Raw genomic sequence first — 13,855 nt, forward strand, 5'->3', positions numbered from 1 at the left:
ATCAACTCAGTCCCTGCTGCGCACATGCTGCGCCAAGGCGACGGTCGAGGGGGCCGGCAGCGCGCCGTGGAAGTTGGCGGGGCGGGGTCCGCGCAGCGTGCGCAGCGCATAGACGATGACCACCAGATCCACGACTTCCTGCAGCAGGGCTCCGGTCACGGCCGGGATCACGCCCGTGGTGGCGACCAGCATCAGCCCCACGCTCAGACCGATGCCGATCCAGATGGCGCTGTGCGCGACACTCAGGGTGTAGCGGCTGATGGCCATCACCTGGGCCACGGGTTCCAGCGAATCACGCAGGACCACCGCGTCGGCGGCCTGGCCGGCAGCGGTGGAACCGCGCGAACCCATCGCCATGCCGATGTCCGCGGCGGCCAGCGCCGGGGCGTCGTTGGTGCCGTCGCCCAGCATGAGCACCGGCCGGGGCTGCATGTCCTTGAGCAGCTGCACCTTCTGTCCCGGGCGAAGCTCCGCTTCGATCTTGCCGATGCCCACCTGGGAGGCAACTGCCTGCGCGGTCTGCTCCACGTCGCCAGTGAGCATGACCTGGTTCTCCACGCCGTGGTCGCGCATCCAGCGCAGCACCGCGGAGGCCTCCGGGCGCGGCGCGTCAGCCATCAGGATCACGCCGGCGAAGCTGTTGTCCACCGCGACGTAGGCTGCTGACTGCCCGGGTTCAAGCTCGACCCGCTGCAGGGACGGGTCCAAGGCGGCGATGAACGACGGCTTGCCCACGGCCACCCGGCGTCCGTCCACCAGGGCGCTGACGCCGTTGGTGGCGACTTCCTGCGCGTCTTCCGCCGGGAGCAGCGGCAGCCCGCGGTCGGTGAGCGCCGCAATCAGGCCTGCGGCCATGACGTGGGTGGAGAACTGCTCGGCGGAAGCCACGAGCTGCAGCAGTTCGTCGGGGTCATGCTGGGTCTGGATGCCCACCAGCGCAGGGCGGCCCGCAGTCAGGGTACCGGTCTTGTCGAAGGCGGCGCTGCGTACCTTGGCGAGCTGCTCAAGCACGGCGCCGCCCTTGACCACCACACCCTCTGTGGATGCACGGGACATGCCGCCCAGGAAGGCGACCGGCACGGCAATCAGCAGGGGACAGGGGGTGGCGAGCACCAGGACCTGGGCGAAACGCACCGGATCCCCGGACACCGCCCAGGCGATCCCGGCAATCAGCAATGAAAGCAGGGTGAAGGGAACCGCGAACTTGTCGGCCAAGCGCACCACCGGCGCCTTGGAATCCTGAGCCTGCCGCACCAGCGCGATGATCTGCTGGTACTGGCTGTCGCCGCTGCGCCGCAGCGCCTGCAGGTACACGGCCTGCGACCCGTTGACCGAACCCGACATCACCTCGGAACCCCTGGCATGGACCACCGGAACCGGTTCTCCGGTCAGCGAGGATTCGTCGAAGCTTCCAGCCTCGGAACGCATCAGGCCGTCAACCGGCACCAGCTCGCCGGGGCGCACCAGCAGCAGGTCCCCGACTTCCACCTGCTCCACCGGGACGTCGGTGACATCCTGGCCGGATTCGTCGGCAGCGAGGTGGGCCTGCAGGGGAGAGCGGTCAAGCAGCGCGGAGAGCTCGCCGGTGGCCCGGCGCTGGGCGAAGTCCTCCAGGGCTTCGCCGCCGGAAAGCATCAGCACGATGATCAGGGAGGCCAGGTACTCACCGACCAGCAGGCAGGCGATGATCGCCACCAGCGCCAGGATATCCAGCCCGTAGCGGCCGCGCAGCAGATCCTTGACCATTCCCGTGCCGATCCACAGCACGGCGACTGCGATGGCAGTCCATGCGATCCACCGGCTGGCGGTGTCCATGCCGGCCAGGGCCGTGGCACCGGTGGCCAGCAGGGCGATGACCGCAACGGCCAACAGCGGATAGCGTCGAATCTGTTGTCCCAGCTTCACGATGTCTCCCTATCGACTGGTCAGCGCCTGTGAACCGAATGATCTCACCATAGCAACGATGGCCGGTACGGAGCCGGGATAAGTTCGTGGATGAAGTTCAACGGGCCAGTCGTGCCGGAAATATCAGACAGCTTTTCTCATCCGCCTAGGAGTCCTGGCCGGGATCCTGGTCCTCGGACATCCAGCGGCGGTTCGTTTCCTTCGCTGGACCCTTGATGAGCTTGTAGACCACGACGGCCAGAACCACGGTGACAATCAGCGGGACAATGTAGAGGACAATGACTTCAAACGCGTTGGGTATCAATGGATTCATGGATCCTACACTACGGGCCGGGATGCCGGCCGCGCCGGAACCAGCGCCTGGGACCTGGGCCGAACCCCGGTTAAAGCAACAGCGGGGAGGCCCGAAGGCCTCCCCGCTGTGATGAAGCATTTTTACTTCTGGAACTCCGAAGCGGAGGCAACCAGTTCCTCGGCCTTGTCGCCGCGGCCCATGATGTGCATCGGCACTGCGAAGGCGATGATGGTCAGGCCGAAGCAGAGGATGGACGGGATCCAGGCGTTTTCAAAAGACCAGAACGACAGCGAGTACAACGCGCCTGCGAAGACTGCGAAGAAGATAACGAAGGCGACCAGGTTGCCTGCCAGGCGACCTTCACCGGAATGGGCAGTGTTCTTGCCGTTCGAGTACACTTTTGCTCCTTGTTGGCTTTCGGTGCGGCTGCCTAGTAGCTGGAACCGCTTTGCTCTCCCTCTAGGATAGCAACTCCTGAGCTGGAACCTAGCCTTGTTGCACCGGCTTCGATCATTGCACGCGCGGTTTCCAGGCTGCGCACGCCGCCCGAAGCCTTCACACCCATCTCGGGGCCGACAGTGCGGCGCATCAGGGCCACGTCTTCCACGGTGGCGCCGCCGGTGGAGAAACCGGTGGAGGTCTTGACGAAATCGGCACCGGCGGCCTTGGCTGCTTCGCAGGCCAGGACCTTCGCGTCCTCGGTCAGCAGGCAGGTCTCGATGATGACCTTCAGGATCGCTCCGCCCTCGTGGGCGGCCTGGGCGATGGCGAAGATCTCATTGACCAGTGCGTCGCGGTCCCCGCGCAGTGCGGCGGCGATGTCGATGACCATGTCGATCTCGTTCGCGCCGTCGGCAACGGCCTGGGTGGTTTCGAACACCTTGGTGGCGGTGGCGGAGGCGCCCAGGGGGAATCCGATCACCGTGCAGGTCAGGACGTCCGAGCCCTCCAGCTCGCGGGCGACAGTCGAAGTCCACACCGGGTTCACGCACACGGACTTGAATTCGTACTTCTTGGCTTCCTCGCAGATCGCCACGATCTGCTCGCGCGAGGCGTTGGCCGCCAGCAGGGTGTGGTCGATGTAGCCGGCGATGTCGCGGGCGCTTAGTTCAGTCATGATGTCCTCGAATTGTTGGTGCCGCGTTCTGTGGCGGCAGGTATTAATTGGCGTTCAGGTACGCGGCCAGTTGTTCCTTGATGGCCAGGACCTGGGTCGTGGCATCGAGGCGCGCCTGGGCGACCTGTTCGATGTCATCCACCGGCTCGATGGTTTCCAGGTAGCACTTCAGCTTCGGCTCGGTTCCCGACGGGCGGATGATGACCCGCGCACCGGAGAAGGTGTGCAGCACCATGGCATCGGTGGCCGGGAGCTTCTCGGAGCCCTGGGAGAGGTCGGTGACCTCGCTGACCGCGGATCCGCCCAGATGCTCCGGGGGATTGGTGCGGATCTTGTCCATGAGCACTGGAATCTGCGCTAGGTCGGTGAAGCGCAGGGAGAGCTGGTCGGTCACGTGCACGCCGTGGCGGGCTGCCAGCTCATCCAGCCGCTGCGGGATGCTGCTTCCGGCGGCCTTCAGCTGCGCGGCCAGGTCTGCGAGCATCACGCCGGCGGAGATGCCGTCCTTGTCGCGGACCAGATCCGGGGCGACGCAATAGCCCAGCGCCTCCTCGTAGCCGAAGCCGAGGTTCTCCACGCGGGAGATCCACTTGAAGCCGGTCAGGGTTTCCTCATGCTCGCGCCCTGCATCCTTGGCGATGGCAGCCAGCATGCGCGAGGAAACGATGGAATTGCCCAGCTTGCGGCCCTCGGGCAGGCGGGTGGCCAGGTGGTCGCCCAGCAGCCAGCCCACTTCGTCGCCGCGCAGCATGCGCCAGGCGCCCTGGTCCTCCACTGCCGCGGCGCAGCGGTCGGCGTCCGGGTCGTTGGCGATCACCAGGTCCGCCCCGACTTCGCGAGCCAGTTCCAGCGACAGGTCGATGGCGCCCGGCTCCTCGGGGTTGGGGAACTTCACGGTGGGGAACTCGGGGTCCGGATGCTCCTGCGCGGCGACCATGTGCACGTCGCTGAATCCGGCGTTCAGCAGGGCTTGGCGCATGGTGTGCCCGCCCACGCCGTGCATGGCGCTGACTACCACGCGCAGCTGGTCGCGGTCCGGCTGCGCTTCAATGACCGGGCCGATGGCGGCCAGGTACTCGGCTTCGATATCGCCCTCGGCGCCCGTGGCGGGCAGCACCAGCCATCCGGAGTCCGCCTGCGGGATCCGCGAGACCGGCTGCTCGTGGTCGATCAGCTCCGCGATCCGGGCGTCGACGGGGGAGACGATCTGCGCACCGCGGCCGGCGTCGTTAGAGGCGCGGCCGCCGACGTAGACCTTGTAGCCGTTGTCGCGCGGAGGGTTGTGGCTTGCGGTGACCATGACGCCGGCTTCCGCAGCAAAGCGGCGTACCGCCCAGGCCAGCACCGGGGTGGGCAGCGGCGCTGGCATCAGCAGCACCTCGAAGCCCGCGGCGGTGAATACGGCGGCCGAATCCCGGGCGAATACGTCCGAGTTGTAGCGGGCATCGAAGCCGATGACCACTTTCGGGGTGTAGGCCCCGTCGGCTTGCTGCTCAAGGAAGCGGGCGATGCCCGCTGCGGTGCGCAGCACCACGACGCGGTTCATCCGCATGGGGCCTGCGCCCAATTCGGCGCGCAGCCCGGCGGTGCCGAATTCCAGCACCCCGCTGAAGCGGTCGGCCAGGTCCTCCATTGCCGCGGCGTCGGTCCCCGCGCGGGAAACCAGCTCCTGCAGCTCGGTGCGGGTCGCCTCGTCCGGGTCCGCGGCCGCCCAAGCGGTCGCAGTCTCAAGCAGCTGGCCCTGTGCGGATACGTTTTCCATTCTTCTCCCTGCCTAGTTCTTACTCACACGCGCGTTACGAAGCGGCGACCGGTTGGCCGCCGCCCCGGCCCGGGCCTAGAGGCGGGCGATGATCTGCGCCAGGAGCTTGGAAATGCGCGGGCCGGCGGCCTGGCCGGCTTCGATGACTTCCTCGTGGCTCAGCGGCACCGGGCTGATGCCGGCAGCCAGGTTGGTCACCAGGGACATGCCGAAGATCTCCATGCCTGCATGGCGTGCGGCGATGGCTTCCAGCGCGGTGGACATGCCCACCAGGTCGGCGCCGATGCGCTTGGCCATCTGCACCTCGGCAGGGGTCTCGTAGTGCGGGCCGGTGAACTGGGCGTACACGCCCTCGTCCAGGGTGGAATCGACCTCGCGGGCGATGCCTCGGATGCGCGAGGAGTACAGGTCGGTCAGGTCGACGAAGGTCGCGCCCTCCAGCGGGGAGGCAGCGGTCAGGTTGATGTGGTCGGAGATCATGACCGGGGTGCCCGGGGCCCAGTTTTCGTTCAGGCCGCCGCAGCCGTTGGTCAGCACCAGCTGGGTGCAGCCTGCAGCCGCCGCGGTGCGGATCGGGTGGACCACCGCGCGCACGCCGCGGCCTTCGTAGAAGTGGGTGCGGGCGCCGAGCACCAGCACGCGCTTGCCGGATTCGGTCAGGATCGAGGAAATGGTGCCCTTGTGGCCTGGGACCGCGGCGGCGTGGAAGCCCGGAATCGTGGTGGCGTCCAGCGTGTGGGTGGTTTCGCCGACCAGCTCTGCGGCCTGTCCCCAGCCGGAGCCCAGGACCAGGGCGATGTCATGCTTTGCTACTCCGGTCTGCTCGGCGATCGCCTGGGCAGCCTCGGCAGCGAGAACTTGTGGGTCATTATGCATATCAGTCACGTGAAATACGCTACCGTCCACAAGGCGCTTTGTCAGGCGAAACCAGTGCTTCACAACCAAAATCACGCCCGGGGGCCGACGGCGGCGATGTGCGCAATATCCGCCCATGGTGAACAATAGGAAGCGTGAGCGCAGAACGTAGGAATGAAGCAACCCGATTGGTAATTCTCGGCGGCGGTCCCGGCGGCTATGAAGCGGCCATGGGCGCGGCCCAGCTGGGAGCCAACGTCACCGTGGTGGAACGTGCGGGCATGGGTGGTTCAGCCGTGCTGACCGACGTTGTGCCGTCGAAGACCCTGATCGCCACCGCGGACGCGGTGCGCCGCGTCAAGCACGCGGAGACCTTCGGCGTCCACGTGGACGGACTGGATTCGGCAGTAACCGACTTTTCGGTGGTCAACCACCGTTTGCTGGCCCTTGCCAAGGAGCAGTCCGGCGATATCCGCACCACCCTCGAACGTGCCGGCGTGCGCATCATCATTGGCGAAGGCCGCCTGGTGGACAACCGCACCGTCCAGGTTTCCCGCCCCGACGGATCCGAGCAGACCGTCGAAGCCGACGCGATCCTGTTGTCGGTCGGCGCCCATCCGCGTGAGCTTCCGACCGCGAAGCCGGACGGGGAGCGCATCTTCAACTGGACCCAGATCTACAACATGAACGAGGTGCCCGAGCACCTGATCGTCATCGGTTCCGGTGTCACCGGTGCCGAGTTCGCCTCCGCCTACAACCTGCTGGGCGCCAAGGTGACCTTGGTCTCCTCGCGCGACCGCGTGCTTCCAGGCGAGGACGCGGACGCGGCCGGCGTGCTGGAGGACGTGTTCAAGTCCAATGGCGTGAACGTCGTGGCCCAGGCCCGCGCCGAAGGCGTGGAGCGCAAGGGCGACAAGGTCTTCGTGACCCTGGCCGACGGCCGCGTGCTGGAAGGCAGCCACTGCCTGGTCGCAGTGGGTTCCATTCCCAACACCGAAGGCCTGGGCCTGGAAGAGGCCGGCGTGCAGCTGACCAAGTCCGGACACATCCAGGTTGACGGCGTATCCCGTACCACCGCCACCAACATCTACGCCGCCGGCGACTGCACCGGTGTGTTCGCGCTGGCTTCCGTCTCCGCCATGCAGGGACGCATCGCCGTCGCCCACCTGCTGGGCGACTCGGTCAAGCCGCTGAACCTCGACCTGGTGGCCTCCAACATCTTCACCTCCCCGGAGATCGCCACCGTCGGCGTGACCCAGCGGGCCGTGGCCGAAGGCAAGTACCAGGCCAACATCATCAAGGTCGACCTGAACACCAATGCCCGCGCGAAGATGATGAACGTGGACCAGGGCTTCGTCAAGATCGTTTCCCGCAAGGGGTCCGGAACCGTCATCGGCGGCGTGGTCGTGGCGCCGCGCGCCAGCGAACTGATCTTCTCTCTGGCTCTCGCCGTGCAGAATTCGCTGCATGTGGATGACGTGGCTGAGACCTTCACGGTCTACCCGTCGCTCTCTGGCTCGTTGGCCGAGGCGGCACGCCGCCTGCATCGCCACAGCTAAGCGCCGCATGCGCAGAGCCGCCGTTCTTCCGACTTCCGGACGAGCGGCGGCTCTTCTCGTTTGTGACCTCGACTAAAACTGAATTGTTGCCAGGCTCTTCCTAAGACGCCATTGCTCTGATATTGGAGTATGCGAATACATTACACATCGTGCCGGATTCGAGGGTATGCGTATTTTCGCAAGTGGGATGTCGAATCGAGGGTTCGAGATTGACGCAATCGAATCAGGTGTCCAAATGCTGGACATGGATATCCGTATGCTGAGCACCCGGGCATAGGATTGTTACATTCGATTCTCGCTCATCACTAAGGAGACGCCTCCATGTCGAAGGCCAACCCCGCGGTAGCGCCTAAGGAGAATACCCGTGGCCGGGTGCTGTTCGCCAGCATGATCGGCACCACGGTCGAGTTCTTCGACTTCTACGCGTATGCCACTGCATCTGTGCTGGTTTTCCCGGCCCTGTTCTTCCCGAATGCCACGACGATCAATGCGATCCTCTCCTCGTTCGCCATCTTCGGCGTGGCCTTCCTGGCCCGCCCGCTGGGCTCGGTCGTCTTCGGCCACTATGGCGACAAGCTGGGCCGCAAGGGCACCCTGGTCGCGTCCCTGCTGTTGATGGGCATCTCCACCTTCCTGATCGGCTTCCTGCCGCCGGCCCAGGGCATGTGGACCGTGCTGGCCCCGCTGGCGCTGGTGCTGCTGCGCTTCGCCCAGGGCCTGGCGCTGGGCGGTGAATGGTCGGGCGCCGCGCTGCTGGCCACTGAGAACGCCCCGAAGAACAAGCGCGCCGTCTACGGCACCTTCCCGCAGCTGGGAGCTCCAGTCGGCTTCATCATCGCCAACCTGATGTTTGTTTTCCTGCAGACCTCGCTGACGCCAGAGCAGTTCATGGCCTGGGGCTGGCGCATTCCGTTCTACTTCTCCGCAGTCATGGTCATCATCGGCCTGTGGGTCCGTCTGAAGCTGGTTGAATCGCTGTCCTTCCAGAAGGTGGTTTCCCAGGACAAGGTCCTTAAGTCGCCGTTCAAGGCGACCATGAAGCACCATTGGCGCCCGGTTGTCGCCGGCACCTTCATCATGGTGGCCACCTACGTGCTGTTCTACCTGATGACTTCCTTCACCCTGACCTACGGCACCGCCCCGGCCACCGAGGAAGCGGCCCGTGCCGCGGCCGAGGCCAAGGGCAAGGTCTTCGACGCGGCAGGATTCGTTCCGGGCCTCGGCATCGACCGTCCGGTCTTCCTGACGATGCTGATCATCGGCGTGGTGTTCTTCGGCATCTTCACCGTGGCCTCCGGCCCGCTGGCCGAGAAGTTCGGCCGCCGCAAGTTCCTGATCTGGGTCACCGTGGCCATCCTGGTCTTCGGAGCCGGCTGGACGCTGTTCTTCGGACCGGGCCAGGGCGCCGCCATGGTGGGCCTGATTGTCGGCTTCACCCTGATGGGCCTGACCTTCGGCCCGATGGCCGCCTACCTGCCGGAGCTGTTCCCGTCGAACGTCCGCTACACCGGGTCGGCCATCGCCTACAACATGTCCTCCGTGATCGGCGCGGCCCCGGCCTCCTTCGTGGCCATCGCACTGTGGAACGCCGGTGGCGGCAACACCGTGGGCGTGGGCATCTACCTGGCCATCGGTGCAGTCCTGACCTTGATCGCGCTGTTCATGACCCGGGATACCTCGGACGTGGACATGGAAGAGTTCGTCGAGTAATTCGTCGCGGCTCCGCCTGATAAAACAATCGAAAGGCTCGCGTCAACCCGTTGGGGTTGATGCGGGCCTTTCGCCCGCTTAAGCAGGCAATGCCCACCCTGTAACTCGGTTCCATGCACACAGCGGTATTTTCGCTGGGACAAGGCCTCGGGCCGGCAGCCCTTACAAACGACGTTCGAACGTGGAAGCATGGCAGTGTCGCGCCAAACATCCAGAGGTGAGGATCCAGCATGAGAATCGCAGTGGCCGGAGGGACCGGCGTTATCGGGAAACAAGTTGTCGAGCAGGTTCTTGCGGCAGGGCACGAACCGGTTGTGTTGTCGCGTTCAGCGGGTTGCGACCTGACCAATGAACACTCGGTGCGGCAATGGCTTGTCGACTGCTCCGCGGTGATCGATGTTTCGGGATCGTCAACCACCAGCGCCTCGGCCTCCATGCGCTATTTCACGCAGTCCACCGCAAACCTCCTGATCGTCGGCCGCGAGTCCGGAGTGGAAAACCATGTGGCGCTGTCCATCGTCGGCGCGGCTCAGATCGACGCCGGATACTATGCAGGCAAGGCGGCGCAGGAGCGGATGCTGCGCGTCCTGCCCGGCGGCTACACCTTGCTGCGCACCACCCAGTTCCATGAATTCGTGGGACAGAACATCAACAGAATGTCGGCTGGACCGGTCCAGGTGGCGCCCAAGATGCGCCTGCAGCCGATTGCCGGTAGCGAGGTGGCGCAGGCACTGATTGAACTGGCGGTGCAGCCAGCAGCGGGAATCATGCAGGATCTGGCAGGCCCCAAGGAAGAATGGATGCCGCAGCTCTTCGCCCAGTATTTGGCCAAGCAGAACCAGTCGCCGAAAATCATCGAGGTGCCCTTGCCCGGCGCAATGGGCAAGGCCATGCGCGACGGCGGGATCCTGCCGGGGCCTGGAGCCAGGCTGGGCACCGAATCCTATACCGAATGGTTAGGCAGGCAATAGCAGGCGTGGGTGGTGAACTAACGAATCGCAGGTCGGCGAAGAACCTCTACAAGTCCGATGACGGCAATGAGCGCAGCAATCCCGCTGGTCACGTATAGGGGCTCTTCCAAGGCGAATGCGGCGTCGGAGTTCCAATCGTAGAATGTGTCACCGACGGAGTTCATGTTTGCGAAAGAGAAGAAGAAGTATGCCGGAGCTCCCAGCGCGATTATCGCTCCCCAGGAAGTCAATGCCGCCCAGTTTGAGGCAATGAACCGGCGCTGTGAAACGAGGAATCCCCAACCCAGCGCCAACACTACGCCCAACGACGCGAAGACGATTCCTCCGTTCTTCGAGTAATTCTGCTCGGCCCGGCGCATTTCAGCGACAGTTTCCTCTAGCGGCAATTCACTTGCAGCGGTGACAGCCCAATCATTCATCAAGAATGCACCGAAAAAAGCTTGCATGCAGATGACGAGCACACCAAAAATAACCACGCTGATTCGCATTTTTTCAGTCTAGCGGGAGTCCGAACGGTCAAGGTTACTTGTCGCAGACACGATTTGGTTGCAGTCCCTAAAGAGGCCGCTGCGGAGAGGCAGTAGCTGCCATCAGAGACGGTTGGCGTTTTGGTCCGCCCCGCCGGGGGTGTCGGCCCGGAGTCACCCGACATGCCATGTCCGCCATGGCGGGCGGCTTTCCGGGATACACAATGTTTCGTGGCCAGGCAACTACTCTGGCTTCATGGACTACATGACGCCCAGCAAGACGCAGCGCGCCTTGCTCGACAAGCTCATCGCCGCGGCTGAACCCGGACTTGCCGCTGCCCTGCAGAGCCAGTTCGAGGGAGCCTTGGTAGCCCCGGAGGAACACTGCTCGGAATGCTTCAAGCTGAAACCCGCCAATCGCAGTGTCCGTTTGCCCCGAGGCGTTGGCCGCCCGGTGTCCTTTGACATAGCTGAAACCGCGGAGGCGACGACGGCTGTGGACGTCCTGCTCTGGCATGAGGGCGGTTACATCGAGTCAGTGGAGATCAGCTGGGTGGGCGATGCGCACCCGAAGCTGGAAGACATAGATCTGGAATCCCGTTGATACGCAACGGCCGCCGCGACCCGAAGTTACCGGGTGGCGGCGGCCGTTGCGTGAGCTGCCGGGAGCTCCGGCAGCGCCAAGCGTTTTACTTTTCGTCGCTGATCGTGGCGATCACGGCGCCCGACGAAAGGGTTTCACCCGGGGTGACTTCCAGACCCGAGATGATGCCATCGCGGTGTGCGGTGATCGGCTGCTCCATCTTCATGGCTTCCAGCACCACAATCAGGTCGCCCTCGGAAACCTCGGCGCCGTTGTCCACGGCAACCTTCACGATGGTGCCCTGCATCGGGGAGCGCAGCTCGGCGCTGTTGCCGCCCGCGGCCCCGGCTGCCTTGCGGCCCGGCTTGCGCTTCTTCTTGGCTGCGGTGCTCTTCTCCGCGCCGTTGGAGGATGCCGAGCCCAGCGATGCCGGCAGGGTCACCTCCAGGCGCTTGCCGCCCACCTCGACGGTCACCGAGGTGCGCTCGGTGTCCTGTTCCTCGGCCTGCTCGGTCGGGAACGGATGCGGGGCGATGAAGGTGTCGAATTCGGTCTCGATCCAGCGCGTGTGCACGCGGAACGGGCCCTCGGCCGGAACGAAGGCCTGGTCGCTCATGACGGCGCGGTGGAACGGCAGCACGGTGGCCATGCCCTCGATCTGGAATTCCTCCAGGGCACGGCGGGCGCGGGCGGCGGCGATCTCGCGGGTCGGGCCGGTGATGATCAGCTTGGAGATCATCGAGTCGAAGTTGCCCGAGACGCTCTCGCCCTGCTCGATGCCCGAGTCGACGCGCACGCCGGGGCCCGACGGGAGGGTCATCTTGGTGATGGTGCCGGGGGTCGGCATGAAGCCGCGGCCTGCGTCCTCGCCGTTGATGCGGAACTCGAAGGAGTGGCCGCGCAGCTCGGGGTCGCCGTAGCCCAGCTCTTCGCCGCGGGCGATGCGGAACTGCTCGCGCACCAGATCCATGCCGGCGACCTCTTCGGAAACCGGGTGCTCGACCTGCAGACGGGTGTTGACCTCCAGGAAGGAGATGACCCCGTCCTGGCCCACCAGGAATTCGCAGGTGCCGGCGCCGGAGTAGTTGGCCTCGCGCAGGATGGCCTTGGACGACTCGTACAGGCGGGTGATCTGCTCCTCGCTCAGGTAGGGGGCCGGAGCCTCTTCCACGAGCTTCTGGTTGCGGCGCTGCAGCGAGCAGTCGCGGGTGGACACCACCACGACGTTGCCGTGCACATCGGCCAGGCACTGGGTTTCCACGTGGCGCGGGGCATCCAGGAAGCGTTCGATGAAGCATTCGCCGCGGCCGAAGGCCGCCACGGCCTCGCGGACTGCGGATTCGTAGAGCTCGCCGATTTCCTCGCGGTTGCGCACCACCTTGATGCCGCGTCCGCCCCCGCCGTAGGCAGCCTTGATGGCCAGCGGCAGGCCGTGCTCGTCGGCGAAGGCGTAGACTTCCTCGGCCGACTCGACAGGATCCTTGGTGCCCGGAACCAGCGGCGCGCCGACCTTCTCTGCGATGTGACGCGCCTTGACCTTGTCGCCCAGCTTGTCGATGGCCTCGGGGGACGGGCCGATCCAGGTCAGGCCGGCGTCGATAACCGCCTGGGCGAACTCGGCGTTCTCCGAGAGGAAGCCGTAGCCCGGGTGGATTGCGTCGGCGCCGGAGCGCTCTGCCGCATCAAGGATCTTCTCAATGCGAAGGTACGATTCTGCAGCGGTGGTGCCGCCCAGCGCATAGGCCTCGTCGGCCAGGCGTACGTGCAGGGCATCGCGGTCGGAGTCTGCATAGACGGCAACCGACTCGATTCCCTCATCGCGGGCGGCACGGATAATGCGCACTGCAATTTCGCCGCGGTTGGCGATAAGTACCTTCGTCAATGGATTCATCATGAACCTTGTCTTCAAAAATTGGGGTTTCTCATCTAGGAGCCTATCGTTTTTGTGGGAACTATATGTAGTTAACCGCTCAAACCCGGGTGTTTGGCCAGAAACTTTGGAGGATTCCTACAAAATGTGCCTGCTGATGGAGAAAGCGTCGGTCAATGATTAATTGACGCCTACAACAGGTTTCCGCCCGTCCCGGTCCCTGCGAGTTCAGGCGCGGGCACGGTGGCGGCGCACGGCAGCGCGATTCGCGCAGCGCACTGAGCAATAGCGCTGGCGTCCGTTGCGGGTCACGTCTACCACGACGTTGGTACACGGGGAAGCTTCGCAGCGGTGCAGGCGATGCATGCCGCGCGTGGTCAGGTGCAGCGCGGTGCCGGTGCAGATGACCGATCTGAGTACTTGGGGCATGCTTTGGCCATCGTCGCGGTAGTGCAGATGCCAGCCCTCGTTGTCGTGGTCGACCAGGCGCGGATAGGCGGCGGCCGAAGCCAGTTGGGTGTTGAGCAGCTGCGCGCGCTCCAGGTCCGAGGGCGCATCGACCACGGCAAGCCAATCGTCAATCACCGAACGCACCTGGGCATGGTCGTCGGGCAGCCGCGGGAAAGGCATGGACATGCCTACCTCGCGGGTGCGTTCCTCGATGCCGTCACGGTCCGAAGGCCAATGATTGGCCAGGGAAGACGCGAGCAGGACGGCGTATTCTCCGTAAGGGTTGAGTTGCATAAGGACATTACACCATG

Annotated in this window: 13 protein-coding genes; 4 read left to right on the forward strand and 9 right to left on the reverse strand. The window is 64.9% G+C overall.

Annotation, left to right across the window (positions count from 1 at the left end; genetic code table 11):
* Positions 1–6 precede the first annotated feature (6 nt).
* The 6 genes from ACTX90_RS04370 to ACTX90_RS04395 all read right to left on the reverse strand — a co-directional run bounded on the left by ACTX90_RS04370 (position 7) and on the right by ACTX90_RS04395 (position 5,955).
* Complete coding sequence (locus tag ACTX90_RS04370; protein ID WP_424572551.1) at positions 7–1,905, reverse strand: heavy metal translocating P-type ATPase; 1,899 nt, start codon at positions 1,903–1,905, stop codon at positions 7–9.
* Positions 1,906–2,050: 145 nt separating this feature from the next.
* Positions 2,051–2,218, reverse strand: a complete 168-nt coding sequence (locus ACTX90_RS04375; protein WP_424572550.1) for a hypothetical protein — start codon at positions 2,216–2,218, stop codon at positions 2,051–2,053.
* A 122-nt stretch (positions 2,219–2,340) separates the two neighbouring features.
* A complete protein-coding gene (locus ACTX90_RS04380; RefSeq protein ID WP_053797537.1) occupies positions 2,341–2,598 on the reverse strand; it encodes a hypothetical protein in 258 nt (85 codons plus the stop codon).
* 32 nt (positions 2,599–2,630) lie between these two features.
* On the reverse strand, positions 2,631–3,317 hold the full coding sequence (gene deoC, locus ACTX90_RS04385; RefSeq protein ID WP_120989897.1) for a deoxyribose-phosphate aldolase: 687 nt from the start codon (positions 3,315–3,317) through the stop codon (positions 2,631–2,633).
* 43 nt (positions 3,318–3,360) lie between these two features.
* The gene (locus ACTX90_RS04390) at positions 3,361–5,079 is read right to left on the reverse strand and encodes a phospho-sugar mutase (RefSeq protein ID WP_424572549.1); all 1,719 of its coding nucleotides are present in this window, start codon (positions 5,077–5,079) and stop codon (positions 3,361–3,363) included.
* Positions 5,080–5,154: 75 nt separating this feature from the next.
* Positions 5,155–5,955 carry a purine-nucleoside phosphorylase gene (locus ACTX90_RS04395; RefSeq protein ID WP_047118493.1) on the reverse strand — a complete coding sequence of 267 codons (801 nt, stop codon included), beginning with the start codon at positions 5,953–5,955 and terminating at the stop codon, positions 5,155–5,157.
* 209 nt (positions 5,956–6,164) lie between these two features.
* Here ACTX90_RS04395 and ACTX90_RS04400 point away from each other — a divergent pair, with 209 nt between their 5' ends.
* The 3 genes from ACTX90_RS04400 (at position 6,165) to ACTX90_RS04410 (ending at position 10,174) form a co-directional block, all read left to right on the forward strand.
* Positions 6,165–7,493 carry an NAD(P)H-quinone dehydrogenase gene (locus ACTX90_RS04400; RefSeq protein WP_231736104.1) on the forward strand — a complete coding sequence of 443 codons (1,329 nt, stop codon included), beginning with the start codon at positions 6,165–6,167 and terminating at the stop codon, positions 7,491–7,493.
* 321 nt (positions 7,494–7,814) lie between these two features.
* On the forward strand, positions 7,815–9,203 hold the full coding sequence (locus ACTX90_RS04405; RefSeq protein ID WP_443443254.1) for an MFS transporter: 1,389 nt from the start codon (positions 7,815–7,817) through the stop codon (positions 9,201–9,203).
* A gap of 230 nt (positions 9,204–9,433) precedes the next feature.
* A complete protein-coding gene (locus tag ACTX90_RS04410) occupies positions 9,434–10,174 on the forward strand; it encodes an SDR family oxidoreductase (protein WP_443443256.1) in 741 nt (246 codons plus the stop codon).
* A gap of 17 nt (positions 10,175–10,191) precedes the next feature.
* Here the strand turns inward: ACTX90_RS04410 and ACTX90_RS04415 are convergent, their stop codons facing one another.
* Positions 10,192–10,662, reverse strand: a complete 471-nt coding sequence (locus tag ACTX90_RS04415; RefSeq protein ID WP_443443257.1) for a hypothetical protein — start codon at positions 10,660–10,662, stop codon at positions 10,192–10,194.
* 235 nt (positions 10,663–10,897) lie between these two features.
* Here ACTX90_RS04415 and ACTX90_RS04420 point away from each other — a divergent pair, with 235 nt between their 5' ends.
* A complete protein-coding gene (locus ACTX90_RS04420) occupies positions 10,898–11,245 on the forward strand; it encodes a hypothetical protein (protein WP_047118499.1) in 348 nt (115 codons plus the stop codon).
* An 85-nt stretch (positions 11,246–11,330) separates the two neighbouring features.
* On the opposite strand, the gene ACTX90_RS04425 is transcribed toward ACTX90_RS04420, so the two are convergent.
* Together ACTX90_RS04425 and ACTX90_RS04430 are read right to left on the reverse strand one after the other, a co-directional pair.
* Positions 11,331–13,115, reverse strand: a complete 1,785-nt coding sequence (locus ACTX90_RS04425) for an acetyl/propionyl/methylcrotonyl-CoA carboxylase subunit alpha (protein ID WP_237562230.1) — start codon at positions 13,113–13,115, stop codon at positions 11,331–11,333.
* A gap of 207 nt (positions 13,116–13,322) precedes the next feature.
* Positions 13,323–13,838: a CGNR zinc finger domain-containing protein gene (locus tag ACTX90_RS04430; RefSeq protein WP_113606746.1), complete on the reverse strand. Its 516-nt coding sequence runs from the start codon at positions 13,836–13,838 to the stop codon at positions 13,323–13,325.
* Between the last annotated feature and the right edge of the window lie 17 nt (positions 13,839–13,855).

The organism is Glutamicibacter soli (assembly GCF_052322135.1).
Taxonomy (GTDB): Bacteria; Actinomycetota; Actinomycetes; order Actinomycetales; family Micrococcaceae; genus Glutamicibacter; species Glutamicibacter soli.

What these genes read in the sequence shown, in the direction of transcription:
- ACTX90_RS04375 (WP_424572550.1), bottom strand. Translation starts at nt 2,218, where the DNA reads ATGAATCCATTGATACCCAACGCGTTTGAAGTCATTGTCCTCTACATT.
- deoC (WP_120989897.1), bottom strand. Translation starts at nt 3,317, where the DNA reads ATGACTGAACTAAGCGCCCGCGACATCGCCGGCTACATCGACCACACC.
- ACTX90_RS04390 (WP_424572549.1), bottom strand. Translation starts at nt 5,079, where the DNA reads ATGGAAAACGTATCCGCACAGGGCCAGCTGCTTGAGACTGCGACCGCT.
- ACTX90_RS04395 (WP_047118493.1), bottom strand. Translation starts at nt 5,955, where the DNA reads ATGCATAATGACCCACAAGTTCTCGCTGCCGAGGCTGCCCAGGCGATC.
- ACTX90_RS04400 (WP_231736104.1), top strand. Translation starts at nt 6,165, where the DNA reads ATGGGCGCGGCCCAGCTGGGAGCCAACGTCACCGTGGTGGAACGTGCG.
- ACTX90_RS04405 (WP_443443254.1), top strand. Translation starts at nt 7,815, where the DNA reads ATGTCGAAGGCCAACCCCGCGGTAGCGCCTAAGGAGAATACCCGTGGC.
- ACTX90_RS04410 (WP_443443256.1), top strand. Translation starts at nt 9,434, where the DNA reads ATGAGAATCGCAGTGGCCGGAGGGACCGGCGTTATCGGGAAACAAGTT.
- ACTX90_RS04415 (WP_443443257.1), bottom strand. Translation starts at nt 10,662, where the DNA reads ATGCGAATCAGCGTGGTTATTTTTGGTGTGCTCGTCATCTGCATGCAA.
- ACTX90_RS04420 (WP_047118499.1), top strand. Translation starts at nt 10,898, where the DNA reads ATGGACTACATGACGCCCAGCAAGACGCAGCGCGCCTTGCTCGACAAG.
- ACTX90_RS04425 (WP_237562230.1), bottom strand. Translation starts at nt 13,115, where the DNA reads ATGAATCCATTGACGAAGGTACTTATCGCCAACCGCGGCGAAATTGCA.
- ACTX90_RS04430 (WP_113606746.1), bottom strand. Translation starts at nt 13,838, where the DNA reads ATGCAACTCAACCCTTACGGAGAATACGCCGTCCTGCTCGCGTCTTCC.